16 protein-coding genes are annotated in these 18,157 nt (G+C 63.1%); 7 read left to right on the top strand and 9 right to left on the bottom strand.

All coding sequences use genetic code 11. The features are described from left to right. The 4 genes from ACFPB1_RS17635 to ACFPB1_RS17620 all read right to left on the bottom strand — a co-directional run bounded on the left by ACFPB1_RS17635 (nucleotide 1) and on the right by ACFPB1_RS17620 (nucleotide 3,868). The gene (locus ACFPB1_RS17635) at nucleotides 1-753 is read right to left on the bottom strand and encodes an ABC transporter permease (RefSeq protein WP_379227426.1); all 753 of its coding nucleotides are present in this window, start codon (nucleotides 751-753) and stop codon (nucleotides 1-3) included. A gap of 90 nt (nucleotides 754-843) precedes the next feature. Continuing rightward, a complete protein-coding gene (locus ACFPB1_RS17630) occupies nucleotides 844-1,734 on the bottom strand; it encodes an ABC transporter ATP-binding protein (RefSeq protein WP_379227425.1) in 891 nt (296 codons plus the stop codon). 504 nt (nucleotides 1,735-2,238) lie between these two features. Then, nucleotides 2,239-3,153, bottom strand: a complete 915-nt coding sequence (locus ACFPB1_RS17625; RefSeq protein ID WP_379227424.1) for a DMT family transporter — start codon at nucleotides 3,151-3,153, stop codon at nucleotides 2,239-2,241. Nucleotides 3,154-3,301: 148 nt separating this feature from the next. Continuing rightward, nucleotides 3,302-3,868, bottom strand: coding sequence for a PadR family transcriptional regulator (locus ACFPB1_RS17620; protein WP_379227423.1), 567 nt, complete (start codon nucleotides 3,866-3,868; stop codon nucleotides 3,302-3,304). A gap of 157 nt (nucleotides 3,869-4,025) precedes the next feature. Here ACFPB1_RS17620 and ACFPB1_RS17615 point away from each other — a divergent pair, with 157 nt between their 5' ends. The 7 genes from ACFPB1_RS17615 to ACFPB1_RS17585 all read left to right on the top strand — a co-directional run bounded on the left by ACFPB1_RS17615 (nucleotide 4,026) and on the right by ACFPB1_RS17585 (nucleotide 9,663). Continuing rightward, complete coding sequence (locus ACFPB1_RS17615; protein ID WP_379227422.1) at nucleotides 4,026-4,574, top strand: hypothetical protein; 549 nt, start codon at nucleotides 4,026-4,028, stop codon at nucleotides 4,572-4,574. Between the two features lie 150 nt (nucleotides 4,575-4,724). Further along, on the top strand, nucleotides 4,725-5,093 hold the full coding sequence (locus tag ACFPB1_RS17610) for a DUF2294 domain-containing protein (RefSeq protein ID WP_379227421.1): 369 nt from the start codon (nucleotides 4,725-4,727) through the stop codon (nucleotides 5,091-5,093). A gap of 157 nt (nucleotides 5,094-5,250) precedes the next feature. Continuing rightward, nucleotides 5,251-7,629: an FdhF/YdeP family oxidoreductase gene (locus tag ACFPB1_RS17605; RefSeq protein ID WP_379227420.1), complete on the top strand. Its 2,379-nt coding sequence runs from the start codon at nucleotides 5,251-5,253 to the stop codon at nucleotides 7,627-7,629. Between the two features lie 78 nt (nucleotides 7,630-7,707). Next, entirely contained in the window at nucleotides 7,708-8,514 is an 807-nt protein-coding gene (fdhD, locus tag ACFPB1_RS17600; protein WP_379227419.1) for a formate dehydrogenase accessory sulfurtransferase FdhD, read from the top strand. A 47-nt stretch (nucleotides 8,515-8,561) separates the two neighbouring features. Continuing rightward, the gene (locus ACFPB1_RS17595) at nucleotides 8,562-8,825 is read left to right on the top strand and encodes a transposase (protein ID WP_379227418.1); all 264 of its coding nucleotides are present in this window, start codon (nucleotides 8,562-8,564) and stop codon (nucleotides 8,823-8,825) included. Then, nucleotides 8,822-9,055: a hypothetical protein gene (locus ACFPB1_RS17590; RefSeq protein ID WP_379227417.1), complete on the top strand. Its 234-nt coding sequence runs from the start codon at nucleotides 8,822-8,824 to the stop codon at nucleotides 9,053-9,055. Before ACFPB1_RS17595 ends, ACFPB1_RS17590 begins: the two co-directional genes overlap by 4 nt. Nucleotides 9,056-9,309: 254 nt before the next feature. Beyond that, entirely contained in the window at nucleotides 9,310-9,663 is a 354-nt protein-coding gene (locus tag ACFPB1_RS17585) for a transposase (protein WP_379227416.1), read from the top strand. A 112-nt stretch (nucleotides 9,664-9,775) separates the two neighbouring features. Here ACFPB1_RS17585 and ACFPB1_RS17580 read toward each other — a convergent pair whose 3' ends face one another. The 5 genes from ACFPB1_RS17580 to ACFPB1_RS17560 form a co-directional block, all read right to left on the bottom strand. After that, the gene (locus ACFPB1_RS17580) at nucleotides 9,776-11,059 is read right to left on the bottom strand and encodes an alpha-L-fucosidase (RefSeq protein ID WP_379227415.1); all 1,284 of its coding nucleotides are present in this window, start codon (nucleotides 11,057-11,059) and stop codon (nucleotides 9,776-9,778) included. A 106-nt stretch (nucleotides 11,060-11,165) separates the two neighbouring features. Further along, on the bottom strand, nucleotides 11,166-12,815 hold the full coding sequence (locus tag ACFPB1_RS17575) for an ABC transporter substrate-binding protein (protein WP_379227414.1): 1,650 nt from the start codon (nucleotides 12,813-12,815) through the stop codon (nucleotides 11,166-11,168). 167 nt (nucleotides 12,816-12,982) lie between these two features. Then, entirely contained in the window at nucleotides 12,983-13,882 is a 900-nt protein-coding gene (locus ACFPB1_RS17570; protein WP_379227413.1) for a carbohydrate ABC transporter permease, read from the bottom strand. A gap of 14 nt (nucleotides 13,883-13,896) precedes the next feature. After that, a complete protein-coding gene (locus ACFPB1_RS17565) occupies nucleotides 13,897-14,802 on the bottom strand; it encodes an ABC transporter permease (protein WP_379227412.1) in 906 nt (301 codons plus the stop codon). A 417-nt stretch (nucleotides 14,803-15,219) separates the two neighbouring features. Continuing rightward, complete coding sequence (locus ACFPB1_RS17560; protein WP_379227411.1) at nucleotides 15,220-17,433, bottom strand: helix-turn-helix domain-containing protein; 2,214 nt, start codon at nucleotides 17,431-17,433, stop codon at nucleotides 15,220-15,222. Nucleotides 17,434-18,157: the final 724 nt, after the last annotated feature.

Below are 18,157 nucleotides of genomic sequence, written 5' to 3'. Positions count from 1 at the left end.
TTACACCGCTTCCTGCTTTCTCATGATATAAGAAGATAGTACCATGAAGACGACCACGTATGCAGCCAAAATTCCGATGCCGGCCCAATCGACCGTGCCGCCGGCGAGCATGTTCCACGCGCCCTGGCCGAGCCGGTAAGTCGGCAGCGCCTGGGCGATGTTCTGCATCGTCTTCGACATCGTCGTGATGGGCATCCACAGGCCGCCGAGCACGGACATGCCCATGTAGACGATCATGCTGACGACCTGCACCGCGTCGGGGTTGCGCATCGAGCCGAAGAGCGTGCCGAGCGCCATGAACGACATGCCGCCGATCCAGATCCAGAGGCCGCAGGAGAGCCAGGTCGCCGCCGGCAGGTCGAGCTGCTTGCCGAAGCCGCCGATGAGGAACATCATAATGATGATGCACAGGTTGATGAGCGCCTGCGCGCTGACCTTGGAGACGATGTACGCCCACGAAGGAAGCGGCGTAATCTTCAGCATCCGGATCCAGCCCTGGGAGCGCTCGCGGGCGAGCCGCATGCTGAAGGTCGAGAAGCTCGCGCCGATGATGCCGTAGCAGGTCATGGACATCAGGTAGTACGAGTTGAAATCCGTGCCGTCGATGTTCTGGTTGCCGATAGTGCTCGAGAAGAGGAAGTAGAAGGCAACCGGCATGATGACCGAGAAAATGACGAACCGTTTGTTGCGGACCGTCCGCAGCAGTTCCGCCTTGCACTGGGCGACCACCGCCCGAAGCATTGTTTGATTCATTCGTATTCATCTCCTAAATGAGGGTGGGCTATGCGATTTCGTTGTTCGTGCGTACTGAATGCCTGAAGCTCGGCCATGTCTGGGCAGGCTTTAGTTGGCCTGCTCCACGAGCGCCTGGAACGCGTCGTCCAGTCCGCCGCTGTGAATTTCGATGTCGCGCATGTCGAACCGGGATTCGACGAGCGCCCGGATCAGCGCGTCGGTATCGCGGCTGAACACCTTGACCTTCCGTCCGCTCCATTCGACGTCCGTGACGCCCGGCAGCCGGTGCAGCGCATCCGTCGTGATCGAAGGGCCGGCCACGAACGAGACGACCCGGCCCGTCGTCTCCGACTTGATCTCGCCCGGCGTGCCGTCGGCGATGATCCGGCCGTTGTTGATGACGACGATGCGGTCGGCGATGCTGTCCGCCTCGTCGAGGTAGTGCGTCGTCAGTACGATCGTCCGGCCTTTGCCGGCCATGGCGCGGACCGTGTCCCAGAACAGCTGGCGGGACGTCACGTCCATGCCGACCGTCGGCTCGTCGAGGAAGATGACGTCGGGGTCGCCTGCGAGGGCGAGGGCGAATCCGAGGCGGCGCTGCTGGCCGCCGGACAGCGCGGATGCGAGTTTATCCTTCTCGGCTTCGAGATTCGAGACCTTCAGCAGGTAGTCGAGCGGCAGCGGCTTCGTATAGTAGCTGCGGAAGAGGTTGATGCTCTCGCCCACCTTCAGCCCGTCGATGACGCTGACATCCTGCAGCATCGCGCCGATCCGGTCGCGGACGCCGGCGTCGCCGGGATTGCCGCCGAGCAGCTTGACCGTGCCCTTCGTCGGCTTGTGCAGGCCGAGGATCATCGACACCGTCGTCGTCTTGCCGGCGCCGTTCGGGCCGAGCAGCGCGACGACCGTGCCTTCCGCGACCGACAGCGTCAAGTTGTCGACCGCTTTTTTGTCCTTATAGATCTTGCTCACTCCGGTTAACTGAATCGCTGGTTTCATCTCGTTCACTCCCGCCTTCTTGATGATTTCATTCTACCGCCGGCGCCGGTCTGACGGTACGCACGAACGTAATGCGTTTCGCATGACAAGTGTCATCCGTTTCGCGGCATGTTTGTCATACGCGCCGGCGAGCTGTAACTTGACGGATTACAGTTTTGCGCGTATAATGTTGAATTGTATTAAGTGTAACCTCTGGTTTTTCCTCGAATTGATGTGATTTACCCTCCACGAATCACCGCAGTTTATTTCCTTTTAACACGGCTGCTTGAAGGAACACGGATTCACCACTGGCGCGGTCTAGGAACCGCAAGGACGATCGAGAGGTCGGGCTATCGTCGCTTTCGTGCATGTTTATGAAAGTAGGAAGACATGGCGGTTACGCTTACCATATCGGGGCAGCGCTGCGGGAATGACCCGGCGCTAGGCTCTGCTTGCACATACAAGACCCCCGCTTCGTTACGAAGCGGGGGTCGTCCAATTTTATAGCACGCTCGAAACTCCCGATCAGGCGCCGATCGGTGCCGGCTCGCGGCGCTCGATGCTGATCCAGAGCAGGGCGGCCGCCATGAAGACCGTGCCGGCCAGCTGCCAGCCGGTGAACGCTTCGTCGAAAAACAGATATCCGGCCCCGACCGCGGAAGCCGGCACGACGTAGCGGAAGAAATTCGCCCGCGCGGCGCCGATCTTGAACATGCCGGCGTTCCACACGACGAAACCGAACACGGTGCAGACGAATACGTTGAACAAAATCGCGGTGTACTCGCTGCCGCCAAGCGCGGTCCATTCGACCTTGCCCCAGGACGGCAGGGTGAACGGGAACATGAACAGCACGCCGAACGCCGTGAACCACGTGCTGACGCGCAGCGCGGAGTAGCGCTGCATGAGCGGCATGCAGGCCAGGTTGAACAGCGCGCCCACCACGCTGACGGCCAAGGCGAGCAGGTTGCCGATCATGTGCCCGGACGAGAGATCGAAGCCTTCCCCGCCGCCGAGAATGATGAAGCATACGCCGACCATGGCGGCGATCCCGCCGGTGACGAGACGCGGCGTGATCCGCTCCCGCAGGAACAGCGGCCCGAACAGCGCGGCGAAGATCGGCCACGGCGCGACGTTCAAGAGCGACGCGTTCGCGAGCGTCGTATACTTAATGGAATACATGACCGCGATCTCGAGCCCCGACACGCCGAACAAGCCGAGCACCGCGAGGCGGAGCAGCTCCTTCGCGGGCAGTCCGACGCTGCCCTCCCGCACCTTCAGCAGCAGGAAGAAGAACGGCAGCGCGAGCGAGAAGCGCAGGAACGCGAACAGCACCGGATCGAACGTCTCCATCCCCTTCCGCGAAACCCCGAAGTTCGCGCCCCAGATCGCGGCGACGACGGCCAGCCCGGCATAATAAACCCATCTGCGTTCCTGCTTCATCTCTCTCATCTCTTCTCTCGAACCCCACTTCCGCCTGTTGGTCGCTTGCGTCAAGCCTGACAACAGTTTGCCGGATTCGCGGCGGAAACACAATACATAAATTTCCAGAACCTGGGGAATGCGGGGTACTCGCGCCGCAAGCGCGGCGTCAATCTTCCCGCCGCGGCTGCGCGGACGACGGCCTGAATAAAGGCAGCGCCCATTCGATCCAGTCCACCTCTTCCTGCAGCAGGCGCATCCGCCGCTCGTAGAGCAGATAGCGGCCGAACTGCTTGGACGCGATGTCGGCGACGGGCGGGTCCTCGTCCGCCTCCATGTCCCGCATGCCCTCCCGCATGCGCGCCATCCGGGCGAGCAGCGCTTCGCGGCGCTCCAAGAACAGCTGGCGGCCCGTCTCCGGGTCCATGAGGCCGATCGCGTAGATCTTAATGAGGAATTCGTCGCGCTCGAGAATGTCGGAGGGCGGCTGCTCCTTGATCCAGGCACGCAGACGCTCGATGCCGGCGTCCGTGATGCTGTAGAGCTTCTTGTCCGGCTTGCCGGTCTGGCCGATCAGCTCGAAGGTGACCAGTCCCTCCTTCTCCAGCTTCGCGAGCAGCGGATATATCTGGCTGTGCTGCGCCTGCCAGAAGACCTGCAGCAGCTTCGTGAGCTCGTACCCCGAGCAGGACTTGCGCGCCAGCATGCTGAGCAGGGCATAAGCTAATGCGATCATGAACGGAAATCCCCCTACGAAAGTGCTATTTCTGAAAAAATGGTACCACAAATCGGCGCGGAACGCATGCCGGGCCGCGGACCGTCACCCCGGCCCAGGCGTACGCCGCCCGGGGTACCATGAAAATTAGAACTCTACGCGTTCGGCGGACTTCAGTATGCTGGTATCAAACCTTCCCGAAGGAGTGATCGCCATGGCCGGACCGGCCGTCCCGCTCTCCCGGCATCTGCTGCCCTGGCTGGGCCGCAAGCTGGCAGCCGCCGCGATCGCGACGGCGATCTCCGCCGTCTGCCTCCCCGCGTTATTCGGCTTCGCATCCGGCAGCGCGTCCTGGGGGGCCGCGCTGACATCCTGGCTGTTCGGCTGCTTCGTGCTGCTGCTCTACGCCGCGCCGTTCAACTTCGTCTACGGGGTTGCCTGCTCCATGCTGATCGAGCTGGCGCTCTTCCGGCTGCTTCATCGCCGCCTCCACGCTCCGCTATCGCTGCTGCTGCACGCCTTCTGCGGCTTCTGGGCGCTGCCGCTGCTGTTCGGCACCTTGAGCAGCGGCTGGCTCGGCGCCTTGTGCGCGGCGCTCTTCTGCTTCGCCGACCTCACGCTGGCGAGTACCGGCAGCCGGCGCAAGCGGATCGGCGCCGCGCTTGCCCTCCTGCTCCTCCTGTCGCTGCTCCCGCTCTGCGTCTCGCTCTTCGCGGCGGCCTTCTAGCCCTCCGCCGATTGCATTGCCATGATTGCGCTTTCTTGCTAAGATGAAGCTAGCATGAAGCGAGCAAGGAAGCGACGCGTTGAAGAAACGCCGCACGGCACGGAACAGCGCTCCTGTCACCGGCTCTGCGGGCAAACGAGGTGCATGGCGATGAACAAGGCGGAAGCGGAATTCAGCAATCTGGTCAAAGCCTACCGCAAGCGCCACATGGGCAAGGGCCCCGGCCGCATCACGACGACGTTCTGCAAGCATTGGGCGATTTGCGAGATGGAAGGCAACCTCTCCCCCGTGGAGAAGTTCATCGCGACGGCCAGCGACGGCAAGCAGATGCTGCGCGAAGCGCGCACGCAGCGGGTGAAGGACATCTATCGCAGCCACCCGCCGGTCGAGATGGAAGCGCTGCTCGGCGCCCGCTTCTTGGAGCTGTACGTGGATATCGATATCGATAAAGATTTCGGCATGTCGATCTTCGTGTTCGATCAGGACATCGAGCGCAAGTTCGGCGCAAGCCGGCCATAACGGCACGCGTTGGCGCTTGGCAGCGAACCTGCGAGAGACTAACCGCGTTCGGGACGCTTTTCTTCCGGTCTATTACGGGCTTGGAGGGGAATCGGTCCGGCGCGGTTTTTTTAGTCCCTGCCAGCCGTGCCGCCGACGCGGAGAGGAGACGTGTACGATGGGGAAAACGAAGCATACGGGACCGGTCAAGCTGCCCGGCCGCCCGGATCCCAAGCTGTGGGTCAGCAAAATGCCGTTCGGGCTCGGCAAGGTAAAGCCCCGCCATATCCGCGACACGCTGAAGGTCGTGGCGGAGAACCGCGACAATCTCCCGTATGCGTACCGCATCCTGACGCAGGGCGTCTGCGACGGCTGCGCGCTCGGCGTGTCCGGCCTGCATGACCGGACGCTGGCGGGGCCGCATGTGTGCACGACGCGCCTCAACCTGCTGCGGCTGAACACGATGCCGGCCATCAAGCCGGACGTGCTGCACGCGGACATCGGCGAGCTGCGCAAGCTCGACAGCGCCGCGCTGCGCAAGCTCGGCCGCCTGCCCTACCCGCTCATCCGGCGCAAGGGCGAGCGGCGATTCAGCCGCCTGTCCTGGGACGAGGCGCTCGATCTGGTCGCGGCGCGCATCCGCGCGATCGATCCGAAGCAGCTCGCCTTCTACCTGACGGCGCGCGGCATCACGAACGAATCGTATTACGCGGCGGCCAAGGCCGCCCGCTTCCTCGGCACGAACAACATCGACAACGCGTCGCGCATCTGCCACTCGCCGTCCAAGACCGCGCTGAAGCGGTCGGTCGGCATCGGCGCCTCGAGCTGCAATTACAAGGACTGGATCGGCACGGACGTGCTCGTCTTCTGGGGCAGCGTCGCGGCGAACAACCAGCCCGTCTCGACCAAATACATGTATGCCGCCAAGCGCAAGGGCACGCGGATCATCGTGATCAACCCGTACCGCGAGCCGGCGATGGACGGCTATTGGGTGCCGTCCATCGCCGAGTCGGCGCTGTTCGGAACGAAGCTCGCCGACGACTTCTACCAGGTCAACATCGGCGGGGACATCGCCTTCATGCACGGCGTCATGAAGCATTGGTTCGACATGGAGGCGGCGAAGCCCGGCTCCGCGGTCGACCATGCGTTCGTGCGCGCGCATGCGAACGGCTACGAGGCGCTCCGCGCGCACGTGCAGCGCCAGGACTGGGCGCAGCTGGAGCGCTCCTCCGGCCTGACCCGCGCGCGGATGACCGACTTCGCCGAGCTGCTGGCGGCCGCGAAGTCCGGCGTCTTCGTCTGGAGCATGGGGCTGACGCAGCACCGCTTCGGCACGGACAACATCTCGCAGGTCGCCAACCTGGCGCTGCTGCGCGGCTTCCTCGGCCGCGAGCACTGCGGCCTGATGCCGATCCGCGGCCACAGCGGCGTGCAGGGCTCCAGCGAGATGGGCGCCGATCCGTTCAGCCTGCCCGGCGGCGAATTCAAGGGGGCGGACATCCCGCGCATCGAGGGCGTCTGGGGCTTCCCGCTGCCGCGCTGGCAGGGAGACATCGTCGGCGTCACGCTGGAGAACGCGATGCTGCCGGACGACCACGAGCGGAAGCTGAAGGTGTTCTACACCTCCGGCGGCAACTTCCTCGAGACGATGCCGGACCCGGAATTCGTCCGCGCATGCCTCGAAGCGGTCGACATCCGCGTGCACCAGGACATCGTCCTGAACACGTCGACGCTCGCCGACGCGCGGGAGGCGGTCGTCGTCCTCCCGGCCATGACCCGTTACGAGCAGCCGGGCGGCGGCACGTCCACCTCCACGGAACGGATGGTGTATTACTCGCCGGAGATCCCCGGTCCCCGCATCGGGGAAGCGCGCGCGGAATGGGCCATCTACGGCGATCTGGCATCCCGCGTATACCCGGAGCGCGCCAAGGCGGTCACGTTCGAGAGCGCCCACGCGCTGCGCGCGGAAATCGCGCTCGCCGCGCCGAACTACGACGGCATCCAATTCCTCAAGAACCGCGGCGACGTCTTCCAATGGGGCGGCGCGTGGCTGTGCGAAGGCGGCGTCTGCCCGACCCGGGACGGCCGCGGCCAGCTGCTGCCGATCGAGCTGCCGGAGCTGCGCAAGCCGGAGGGGCATTTTTACGTCACCTCGCGCCGGGGCAAGCAGTTCAACTCGATGATATACGGCAGCAAGGATGCGTTCAACGCGGCCGGCCGGTACGACGTGCTCATGCACCCGAACGACGGCGCGAAGCACGACGTCAAGGAAGGCGACGCCGTCGTGCTCTACAATGCATACGGCACGTTCCACGGCCGGGCGAAATTCGCCTCCGTCGCGCCGGGCAACCTCGAGCTGTTCTGGCCGGAATGCAATGCGCTCATCCCGAAGAAGGTGTACGAACCCCATGCCGGCATTCCGGAGTACAACGCGGCGGTCGTCCTGGAGCGCGCGGACACGTACCATGCGCTGAAGGATACGCGCTATGTGGAGAAACGCATCGCGGAACTGGACCATGAAGCGGACGAGGAAGAGGAGCGCCATGCGTCGACCTGACGGGCGGCGCCGCGCCCGCGCGGCACGACGCGGCACGGACGCCGGGGGATGCCCGGCGCCGGGAGAGGAGGAGACCGCATGCGGCCCCGTATCGTAACGACCTGGCCGATCCGCAAGTACGCGGACGGCGCCGCCACTCTGCGGGAGGACGACATCGCCTCGGAGTACCCGCTGACGCTGGAGGTGGACGGCGAAGAATTCGCCACGATCGTCTGCTCGCCGACGGATCTGGAGGAGCTCGCGATCGGCTTCCTCGCGTCCGAGGGCGTCATCCTCGAGGCGGCGGACGTGAAAGAGCTGCGGATCGACGAGGCGCGCGGCTACGCGTACGCGTCGCTGTACCGCCCGCAGTCGGCGGGCAAGGACGACTACGCGAAGCGGTTCATCGGCTCGTGCTGCGGGAAGAGCCGGCAGTTTTATTTTCGCAGCGACGCCCGGACGGCGCGGACGTCGATGACGCGGATGACGCTGACGCCCGGCCAGTGTACGGCGCTCATGCGGCTGCTGCAGCTCGAGTCCGCCGACTTCCGGCTGACCGGGGGCGTGCACAACGCCGCGCTCTGCACGGCGACGGCGCTGCTCGCCGCGCGCACCGACATCGGCCGGCATAACGCGCTCGACAAGCTGTTCGGCTATGCCTTGCAGGCCCGGATGCCCGTCGCGGACAAGGTTATCGCCTTCAGCGGCCGGATCTCGTCCGAGGTCGTGCTGAAGGCCGCAAAGATCGGCGTCGGCTTCCTGCTCTCGAAGTCCGCGCCGACGGACCTCGCCCTGAAGCTCGCCGACGACCTCGGCATCACCTGCGCGGGCTTCATCCGCGGGCAGGACATGAACGTGTACACGCACGGGCACCGGATCGTGGACGAAAGCACGCCGGACGCGTAAGCGCGCATCCAGTGCGCGAGCATGCGGCGCGAGCATGTGGCGCGAGCATGCGGCGCAGCTATGCCCGCAGCTCGCGAGGCAGTTATCACCCTAAAATGCTCACCAAGGTCATCATCTACGCCTACGCCCAGCGCATCTACTCTTCTCGGCAAATCGCCAAATCTGTTCGCGAAAATATCATATTCATGTGGATCGCAGGTCGCCAGCGGCCAGACTTCCGTACGATCAACCGCTTTCGTTCTGAGCGCATGAAAGAAGTGCTGGAGAAGATTTTCACCGCGGTCCTGCAATTTTATTGGAAGAGAACGTGAAGGCGCTCTTTGCCTTCATCGAGGAAGCGGAGAAACAGGAGGATCGGGAGCAGATCGGCAAGGACCTGCTGGAGCTTGGCGAAGAAGGCGGCGTAAGCAGCGAGAAGCTGGAAGAAGCGGTCAAGCAGCTGGAACTCAAGCTGGAAAGGAAGCCCAAAGAAAAGCCGCTGAAACAAGCGAGTGGAAGCTGCGAAAGGATGCCCTGCTGTCTTGAGAAAATAAAGTTTTAGACTGGAAAAATAGTTGTAGACTCTGAAAATAAAGATGTAGACTGTGAATAAAAGTATTAGACTCACGCCCGCAGGTTGAACTCCTAACGGGGCACGTTGAATGACAGACAACAGCGGCAGTCTAAGACTTTATTTTTCAGTCTTGGTCAGCCGCTGTTTGATTTTTTGTGCCAGTCGAATACTTTATTTTTGAAAGCTAACTATTTTTGAACCTCACAATCCCCGTTAAATCAAGTTGTTCAGTCTAAAACTTTATGCGAAACGGCCAGCACTATGACGAGGAAAGCGACAGTTGGACGTGTGCTGAGGGAAGAAAGCTGTTATTTCGGTATGCGAGCAAAGAGAAGAGCGAAAGCGGCTTTGAGATGGAAAAGCGGCATTATCGCTGCGAGGGTTGCACGGATTGTCCACTGAAAGCGAAGTGTACGAAAGCAGCAGGCGATCGTGAAATCAGCGTTAGCCTGCGGTACATGGCACAGAAGAAGGCGATACGGGAAAGGCTCTCCAGTGAGGAAGTAAGCTTGGAGATCGGGTGGCTTTCGATCGCTCACAATCTGCTGAAAATGGCAGCGGTCGATTCAAAAAGACCCAAGATGCTGCAGAATTAGCCCTGCTCATCTTGGGTCTTTGCGGTTTTTACGGGTTGAAGCTGTTCCCAAACTTACTTTTGGGACAGCCCCCTTTCTTGCCCGGTTGCCGATTGCCCGATTGCCCGCAGCTCTAGAACGGCAGCGACGGGTCGCCGGCGTAATGGATCGAGAGCCCGCGCAGCGACGGCTCTCCGTCGCTCGACGTCACCTCCACGATAACGCCGGCGGCCTTGACCGCCGGGATGCGGACGATCGCCTTATGCCCGATGTTGCGGCCTTCGTAGACCGCGACCGTCCGGCGCGACTTGGCGGACACGATCGACACCGTAAATGCCAGCGCCCGCTCGCCGTCCGTCAGGTCCTCCTGCAGGACGATGTGATCGATCAGCCTCGACTCAGCCGCGACGTACCGCCACTGCCGGCCCTGCCGCGCGAAGTCCGCGAGCGTCGCGAGCGGCGAGCCGAAGCGGCGGCGGATCTCCTCGCCGAACCGCGCGAGATGCGCCGTATCCTTGGCCGGCAGCAGCCCTTCGCGGTTCGGGCCGATGTTGAGCAGCAGATTCGCGCCGCGCCCTACGGACAAGTAGTAGAGCCCCATCAGCTCGTCGACGCTCTTGACGAGATGCTCGTCTTCGTCGCTGTAGAACCAGCTCTTGCCGTTCGCGCGCATCTGCACGTCGCATTCCGCCGGCAGCCACAGCCGCTCGCCGAACCGCTCCTTCTCCTCCGTGTAGATCGAGAAATCCGCGGAATCCGCGACGTTCCAGCACGGCACCGGGGCGATGCCGTCCTCGTTGCCGATCCAGCGGAAATCCGGATCGCCCATGTTGAAGATCAGAATGTCCGGCTGCAGCCCGCGGATCGTGCCGATGATCCGGTTCCAATCGTACGTATGGTCCTCGGAGCCGCAGCCGTCGAACCACAGGATGTCAATGTCCCCGTACCCGGAGAGCAGCTCCGTGATCTGGTTGACGAAGTAATCGTCGTAGGCCTTGGCATCCTGCGTGTAGAAGTCGGCCGACCCGTCGAACGGCGAATAGTACAGCCCCGCCTTCAGACCGTGCTTTCGGCAGGCATCGACATATTCGCGCACGACGTCGCCGCGGCCGTCCTTCCACGGCGAAGCCGCGACCGTGAACCGGCTGTACTTGGACGGCCAGTTGGAGAACCCGTCGTGATGCTTCGCCGTCAGCACCGCGTACGTCATCCCCGCTACCTTGGCCGCGCGGATCCACTGCTCGCAGTCCAGCCGGACCGGATTAAACGCTTCCGGCGTCATCGGCCGCTCGTCGAAATCCGCGTACCCCTCATAGAACGTGCGCAGCCCGAAATGCAAGAATAGCCCGAATTCCCAATCTTGAAACGCCAGTTGCTTCGCCGTCGGCACGACGCGCGGATTCGTTTCCGTTGTCATCCTGAAGCCCGCCTTTCGAATTTGGTCGCGATTACGATCGCTTGGCATGGAACAATTCGACGGCGGGGCGCCGGCTTCCTTCGCCCGCTCGCGAATTGCGGAAGGTTTACTTCTTCTCCAGGGCCGACTGGTAGATCTGCACGTACTGCGCGAGGTTCAGGCCGTCGAAGCCCTTCACGTACGCGTCCCAATCCTTGTCCAGACTCTTGTCCCCGATGATGAACTGCGCCATGTTGGACTGCACGTAGTCCTTGATCGACGTCGACAGCTGCGCCATCGTGTCCGTGTCCTCGGGACGGATGAACGTGCTGGACGGATAGAACGCCTTCGGCGCGTAAGGCGCGTACGCCTTGGTCGCGTCGGCGAGACGCTTCTCGTAGCCGGCGGAGGTCAGCGGGTCCTGCGCCGTCGCGAACAGGTCGCGGAAATCCTTCGACAGGTCCTTCGGCCCGAGCAGCGTCCAGCTGTCGTTGCGCACGACGTTCGGGTCGACCGGCTGCAGGTTGGAGAAGCTATACTTGGCCGGCTTGCCGTCGATGTTCTTCTCGTCCGCCTCTGCCTTCTTCCAGCCGATGCCCTCCTTGACGCCGTATTCGCTGAGCAGCGCGCCCTCCTCGCTGAAGGCGTAGTCCGCGATTTGGATCGCCGCGATCTGCTGCGCCTCGCTCGCCTTGTTCGTGATCGCCATCGCGAATTCGCCGAAGCCCTGCGACATGCCCGTGAGCTGGACGCCCTCCGGCCCTTTCAGCGGCGGGACGATGACCCAATGCTTATGGCGCGTGATCGTGTCGTCGTACGTGTTCACCAGGTAGCTGAGCAGCGCCGTCGTGATGGAGCCGACGACCTCGTCGCCCTCGCGGTTGCCGAGCTGCCCGATCGCCTGGTCGTTCTGCGTGAACGACGCCTTGTCGATCAAGCCTTCGGCGTACAGCTTGTGCATGAACGCGAGGCCTTCCTTCCACTGCGGCTTGTTCGCGGTGAAGTCGACCTTTCCGTCCGCGACGGTCAGATATTTGTCGTTGTCGTTATAGATAAACGCGTTCATCAGGTAGGCATCGATATTGCCGTTCCAGACGTACTTGTTCGGCGCGCCGGTCAGCGGAATCTCGTCCGCCTTGCCGTTGCCGTTCGGATCCTTCGTCTTGAACGCTTTAAGCACGGTGTACAGCTCGTCCGTCGTCGTCGGCACGGAGAGGCCGAGCTTGTCGAGCCATTCCTTGTTGATCCAGAACTTCTGCGAGAAGGTGCAGTGGTAGCATTCGTTGAAGCGCGGAATGCCGTAGATATTGCCGTCCGGCGCCGTCATCGCTTCCTTCAGGTACGGCTTCTTGTCCATCATCGCCTTGAGGTTCGGCGCGTACTTGTCGATGAGGTCGTTCAGCGGAATGAGCACGCCCTGCTTGCCGTACGTCAACAGGTCCGCGTTGGTGAATTTGCCTTCCAGAAACACTTCCGGATAGTCCCCGCTCGCGAGCAGCAGCTGACGCCGGTCGACGAGCGCGTCGGTCGGCGCGAGATCCCACTTAATGGCGACGTTGAATTTCTGCTCTATGTACTTGGTGTAGTCGTTATCCTCGAGCGGCGCCTTCCCCTGCGGCGCGAAGAATCCGATCGTCACCGGCTTCGCCGCCGTTCCTTCCGGCGCCGCCGTGCCGGACGCATCGCCGGCATTCTCCGAACCGCCCCCGCCGCAGCCCGCCAGCGCGAGGCTCATGATCACCACTACCATCAGCGATACCCACATGGACTTTTTCAACCTGTGCTCTCCTCCTTGGATCGTACGAAAATGATGGTTCGCCCCGCGTATCCGGGACGATCTCCCCCTTGCCTCCGCCTCCAATGCCGTCCTTGCCCGTCTCGCCGTCTTCTGCCGCGCCTCACCTCCGTGCGTAATCGTCGAACCGTCCGCCGCTCCCGCCGCCGTCAGCCCTTCAAGGAGCCGATCATGACGCCTTTGACGAAATGCTTCTGCACGAACGGATACAGAATCAGCACCGGCACGCAGGCGACGACGATGAGCGCGTACTTCAGCACCTGTTCGAAGCCCTTGTCGCGCAGCTGCTGCGCCGTGTTGGCCAGCATTTCGGGATCGGCCGCGTTCAGGATGAGCATGTTGCGCAGCACGTACTGCAGCGGAAACAGATGCTCCGACCGCAGGTAGATGAGCGCGTCGAAGTAGGCGTTCCAATGGCCGACCGCGTACATCAGCGTCATGACGGCGAGGATCGGCTTCGACAGCGGCAGCACGATGCTCCACAGGTAGCGGGTATCCCGGCAGCCGTCGATCTGGGAGGCCTCTTGGAGCTCCTGCGGAATCGACGCCATGAAGAAGGTGCGCGCGATGATGACCTGGAAGACGGAGAACGCCCCCGGCAGCCAGAGCGCCCAGCGGGTGTCCAGCATGTGCAGGTTCTTGACGAGCAGGTACGTCGGGATCAGTCCCCCGCTGAAGAACAGCGTGATCATCATCAGGATCATGACGTATTTGCGTCCCGCCATCGTCCGCTGCGACAGCGGGAACGCCATCAGCACGGTGAAGGCGACGTTGATGAACGTGCCGACGACGGTGTACACGATGCTGTTGTAGTAGCCGAGCATCAGCTGCGAGCTCTGGAAGATCGACTTGTACGCGCGCAGCGAGAATTCCACCGGCAGCAGCCACACCCGCCCGGACACGACCGCGTTCGGCGAGCTGAGCGAGGAGCTGAGGATGTAGAGCAGCGGGTAGAGCACGGTCAGCGTGATCGCGCCGAGCAGCGCGTAAATCGCGCCCAGCAGCAGGCGGTCGCCGAACGGCTCCCGAATCTTGACGTTGGCCGGCATGGTCGGCCCCCTTCCTACCATAGGCTGTTGTCCGACACGCGGCGGGCGACGGCGTTGACCGCGACGAGCAGCGCTAGATTGATGACGGAATTGAAGAGTCCGACCGCGGAGGAGAAGCTGAAGTTCGCGCCCAGCAGGCCGACCTTGTAGACATAGGTGGAGATGACCTCCGACGTGCTCAGGTTGAGCGGGTTCTGCATCAGGTAGATCTTCTCGAAGCCGACCGCCATGACGCTGCCCAGGCTGAGGATCAGCATCGTGACCGCGATCGGCACGAGCGACGGCAGGTCGATGTGGATGATTTTCTTGAACCGGGACGCCCCGTCCATGCGGGCCGCCTCGTACAGCGACGGATCGACGCCGGCCAGCGCCGCGATGTAGATGATCGACGCGTACCCCATCTCCTGCCAGACGCCGGACCAGACGTAGATGGATTTGAACAGCCTGGGCTCGCCCATGAAGTTCGTCGACGACCAGCCGAAGAACGTCAGCACCCGGTCCACGACGCCCACATGCGGCGACAGCATCAGGATGATGATCGACACCATGACGACGGTCGAGACGAAGTGGGGGGCGTACGTGATCATCTGCACGGACCGTTTGAAGAAGCCCGTCCGGATTTCGTTCAGCGCCAGCGCCAGCAGAATCGGAATCGGAAAGCCCGCCAGCAGCGAGTACAGGCTGATCAGCAGCGTATTCTTGATCAGCAGCGGGAAGTTCGGGGAGCGGAACAGCTCGTGGAAATGCTTGAAGCCGACCCACGGGCTGCCGAGAATCCCTTTGATCACGTTGAAGTCCTTGAAGGCGATGACCACCCCGAACATGGGGATGTATTGAAAAATAATCAGGTAGAGTACCGGAAGCAGCACCAGGAGATACAGCTCCCAGCTTCGCTTCACTTTGATCCAGCCTTGCGCCATCCGCAGCTCTCCTTCGCTTCAAAATCGTGCACGCCCGGCGATCCGGGCTTCGGCGCGCATCAAGCGCCGGACCGGTCCCGATCGATAGCCCGATTCTAGCCCGCCGCGCCGCGAACCGGCAATGCGTATGATTCGCGGAGCACGCAATTTTCGCCGGGCGGCGTACGCGGGGCGTGGCGCGGTGCGGCGCGAGGCGGGCCTGCGCGGTGCGGCGTGAGGCGGGCCGAGGGCGGCGGCGCACGGCGGGCCGGTGGCTGCGGAACCGCGGGGGTGCTCGGCGCGCGGCGGCCGGCGGCGGCGCACGGCGGAACCGCGGGGGCGGGGACTTCGCGTTTTTCTACGCTGCGCAATATTCGCCCCGAGCAACCAAAAAAACCTTGAAAGCGCCGGACTCGGCGGTTCCAAGGTTGCGTCGTCCTAGCGGGCTGCCTGCTGCTTACGGTAATCGCTCGGCGAGAAGCCGGCCACGTTCTTAAACGCCCGGTTGAAGGAATTGTAGTTGAAGTAGCCGACCTGCGCGCTGATCTCCTGCAGCGAATCGCCCGTCGAGAGGAGCAGCTGCTTCGCCTTGTCCATCCGCAGGCCGATCAGGAAATCGACGAAATTGCAGCCGCATTCCTCCTTGAACAGCTTGCTGATGTTCTTGGCATGAATGGCGAATTTGTCGCTCAAGTACTCGAGGGACAGGTCCGGATTCGAATAATCCGCTTCGATGTACGCCCGGATGTCGGCGATGACGTTCCGGGTTCGCTGCGAATGCTTCAGCGCCTGCAGCCGGCCGGCGGCCGCTTCGAAGATCAGCGCGCAGCCCTGCTTCAGCTCGGCCAGCGTCTCCCAGTCGCCGAGCAGCTCCAGCAGCTCGCCGTCGGCTTCCTTCCAGACGTTCCGGTAATCCTTGGACAGCTCGAGGAACGCGCGGTTCAGCTGCTGATGCAGGAATTGCATGAAGCTTTCGATCTCCTTGCGCGAGGAGACGGCGTCCGCGATTTGGCCGAACAGCTCGTCCAGCCGCTTCCGCCACGCGCCGTCGGCCAGCCGGATCGCCTGCGTCAGCGCGTGGATCGTGCCGAAATAATCGTGCGCGCGGTAGTCCGTTCCGTCCGCGTCCGCCGAGACGAGCAGCCGCCCCGTGCCGAGCACCGCTTTATAATGAAGCAGATTGCGCGCGATGGCGTGCGACCGGCGGATCTCCTCGAGGTTCGCCGCCATGCCGTGCACCGCCGCCGTGACGGTGAACGACAGGTTCGCGCGCACCCATTCCACGATCTGTTCGCCGATAACGGCGCTCCGCGCCTCCCCGTCCTCGCCGTCGGGCACCCAGACGATCGCGGACAGCCGCCGGTCGGACACCCATTCGGCCCAAGCCGAGGCGCCTTCCAGGCCGGCGATCTCCTGCGCGACGCTCGAGACGACGAATTTCAGCATCGACTGATCCTGCAGCCCATAGCGCTCGGCGAACCGCGCGTACCGGTCGATCTCCAGCTCCAGCATGAACGCCAGCGCCCCCGCGGGGTTGATATGGAAGGCGAGCAGGTCCGTCTGCCATTCCGATTCGCGGATCGGCCCCATCCCTTCGACCGCCTCCTGGAACCGGTGCTTCTTCCTTAAAATGATCGTTTCCTTGTCCTTCTGCCGCGTCTGCGTCGTCTCTTCCATCAAGTGCTCGAGCGCGCCGCGAATGAAGCCGAACTCGTTGCGGCCGGGGCCGATATCGTGCTTCAGCAGCGCGCTCGCCCGAATGAGCGACACCAGCTGGCTGATCGGGCGGTAATTGCGGCGCGTGACGTGCACGACCCAGACGACGCCCAGCAGCACGACGGCGATGGCGGCCACCATCCAGACACTGTAAAAGTCGAGCGCGAACTTGGACAGTCCCGCGCTCGCCGGACCGCTCTCGAATACCCAGCCGGTGTACGGCGAGACGTAGCGCGACAGCACGCTTCGCGTCCGCTGCCCGGAGGGGAGGTCGTCCATCAGGACGCCGCCGTTCCGGTCGCTAATGCGGATGAACGTCTGCCCGGGATTGTACATCGGCGCGATCGTCTGCTTCAGCTTCGACAGGCTGACGTTGACGACGACGTAGCCCTGCTTCTCGGTGGCGAACAGCGGATAGCCCTGCACGAGCGAGATGACGTCCGCCGGCGTGCTGGCCGCGTACGGCCGGAACGCGCGCTTCCCCGACCACTTGGCGGTGACCGCGCGTCCTTCGAGGTACGGCCCGATGAACGGCGCGTCCGGGAAATCCGCCCCCTGCCCCGCTCCGTCTCCCAGCACGAACCGGTCCTTCGCCCGGATGAAATAGACGGAATCGATGATGCCGTAATTCAGCTTCCAGTCGTCGATTTTCTTGGTCGCTTGGATGCTGCCGAACACGTCGTCGCCGTTCGTGCGGAAGAACCGCTTCAGGTCCGCCGAAGAGAGCGTGTCCCGCAGCACCTGGTAATCAAGCGCTTTCAAGGAATTATCCGCGTAGCGCACGGCCTGCTCCGCCAGAAACGCGTTGGCCTTCAGCGCCTCCTTCCGGTTCTGCTCGCTCAGCGACTGGAAGAAGGCGACAAATAGGATCGTCACGACCACGACGAACACGGGAAGATAAGATAAGAGCAATTTGCGAAACCAGCTGCTGTTCATGGGATCCCCTCCGCCTTTCCGGCCGCGCGCCGGCATTCATTCTGCCAGGAAGAAAACGAGATCGTCCGTACGGACGCGGATCCTGCCGGCATCGGCGACGTTATGTCAGATTATCTGCCATGCCGGCGGAATCCCCGTGAAATGTCCATTTTACACCATTCGCCGCCGTAATTCTACCGCCGGCCGAACGGAAATCCGCGTGGGCGGCGAACGTTCCTCTCTTCGCCGGCGACTTCGCTTTTTTCCGTTTACCGCTTCAGCATAAGGATAAAACGCATGCGGCGCCGGGCTCAACGGGATTTTTTCGGCGACTTCACCTTTTTCGCCGGGGCGCGCCGCTGCGCGTTTTTCGAGGTGTCCAGCGCGCGGAAAATCGCGTCGCCCGCGAAAAAAAGCGGGCTGGGAGGAGACGGCTAGTCGCTGGCGACGCGGGCATAAAGAAAGACCGGCCGGCGGAGCGGCTGGTCTCAATGGGTGCGCTAGACGCGAGGGGCAGGCAGGCCTGGACGGCAGGTAATAGAAGCCAACCGGTTCGTTCGGTTGGCCGATGGTGCTCGGGCATCCCGCGCGGTGCGGCGTGGGCTCGGCGGCTTTGCGCTGGGGGGCACGGCGGTGGTGCGCCGGGGGGGCGCCGCGGCTGTGCGCCGAAGGGCGCCGCGGCTGTGCGCCGGCGGGCGCGGCGGCTGTGCGCCGAGGGGCGCCGCGGCTGTGCGCCGGCGGGCGC

Source organism: Paenibacillus sp. GCM10023250, from assembly GCF_042653205.1.
In the GTDB taxonomy this organism is placed as follows: Bacteria; Bacillota; Bacilli; order Paenibacillales; family Paenibacillaceae; genus Paenibacillus_Z.
The sequence above is the reverse complement of the archived record's forward strand: the minus strand, read 5'-3'. Positions and strand labels throughout refer to the sequence as shown.

Bases quoted from the DNA above. Each gene is read 5' to 3' on its own strand.
- ACFPB1_RS17635 (WP_379227426.1), bottom strand. From the start codon at position 753: ATGAATCAAACAATGCTTCGGGCGGTGGTCGCCCAGTGCAAGGCGGAA.
- ACFPB1_RS17630 (WP_379227425.1), bottom strand. From the start codon at position 1,734: ATGAAACCAGCGATTCAGTTAACCGGAGTGAGCAAGATCTATAAGGAC.
- ACFPB1_RS17625 (WP_379227424.1), bottom strand. From the start codon at position 3,153: ATGAAGCAGGAACGCAGATGGGTTTATTATGCCGGGCTGGCCGTCGTC.
- ACFPB1_RS17620 (WP_379227423.1), bottom strand. From the start codon at position 3,868: ATGATCGCATTAGCTTATGCCCTGCTCAGCATGCTGGCGCGCAAGTCC.
- ACFPB1_RS17615 (WP_379227422.1), top strand. From the start codon at position 4,026: ATGCTGGTATCAAACCTTCCCGAAGGAGTGATCGCCATGGCCGGACCG.
- ACFPB1_RS17610 (WP_379227421.1), top strand. From the start codon at position 4,725: ATGAACAAGGCGGAAGCGGAATTCAGCAATCTGGTCAAAGCCTACCGC.
- ACFPB1_RS17605 (WP_379227420.1), top strand. From the start codon at position 5,251: ATGGGGAAAACGAAGCATACGGGACCGGTCAAGCTGCCCGGCCGCCCG.
- fdhD (WP_379227419.1), top strand. From the start codon at position 7,708: ATGCGGCCCCGTATCGTAACGACCTGGCCGATCCGCAAGTACGCGGAC.
- ACFPB1_RS17595 (WP_379227418.1), top strand. From the start codon at position 8,562: ATGCGGCGCAGCTATGCCCGCAGCTCGCGAGGCAGTTATCACCCTAAA.
- ACFPB1_RS17585 (WP_379227416.1), top strand. From the start codon at position 9,310: ATGCGAAACGGCCAGCACTATGACGAGGAAAGCGACAGTTGGACGTGT.
- ACFPB1_RS17580 (WP_379227415.1), bottom strand. From the start codon at position 11,059: ATGACAACGGAAACGAATCCGCGCGTCGTGCCGACGGCGAAGCAACTG.
- ACFPB1_RS17570 (WP_379227413.1), bottom strand. From the start codon at position 13,882: ATGCCGGCCAACGTCAAGATTCGGGAGCCGTTCGGCGACCGCCTGCTG.
- ACFPB1_RS17565 (WP_379227412.1), bottom strand. From the start codon at position 14,802: ATGGCGCAAGGCTGGATCAAAGTGAAGCGAAGCTGGGAGCTGTATCTC.
- ACFPB1_RS17560 (WP_379227411.1), bottom strand. From the start codon at position 17,433: ATGAACAGCAGCTGGTTTCGCAAATTGCTCTTATCTTATCTTCCCGTG.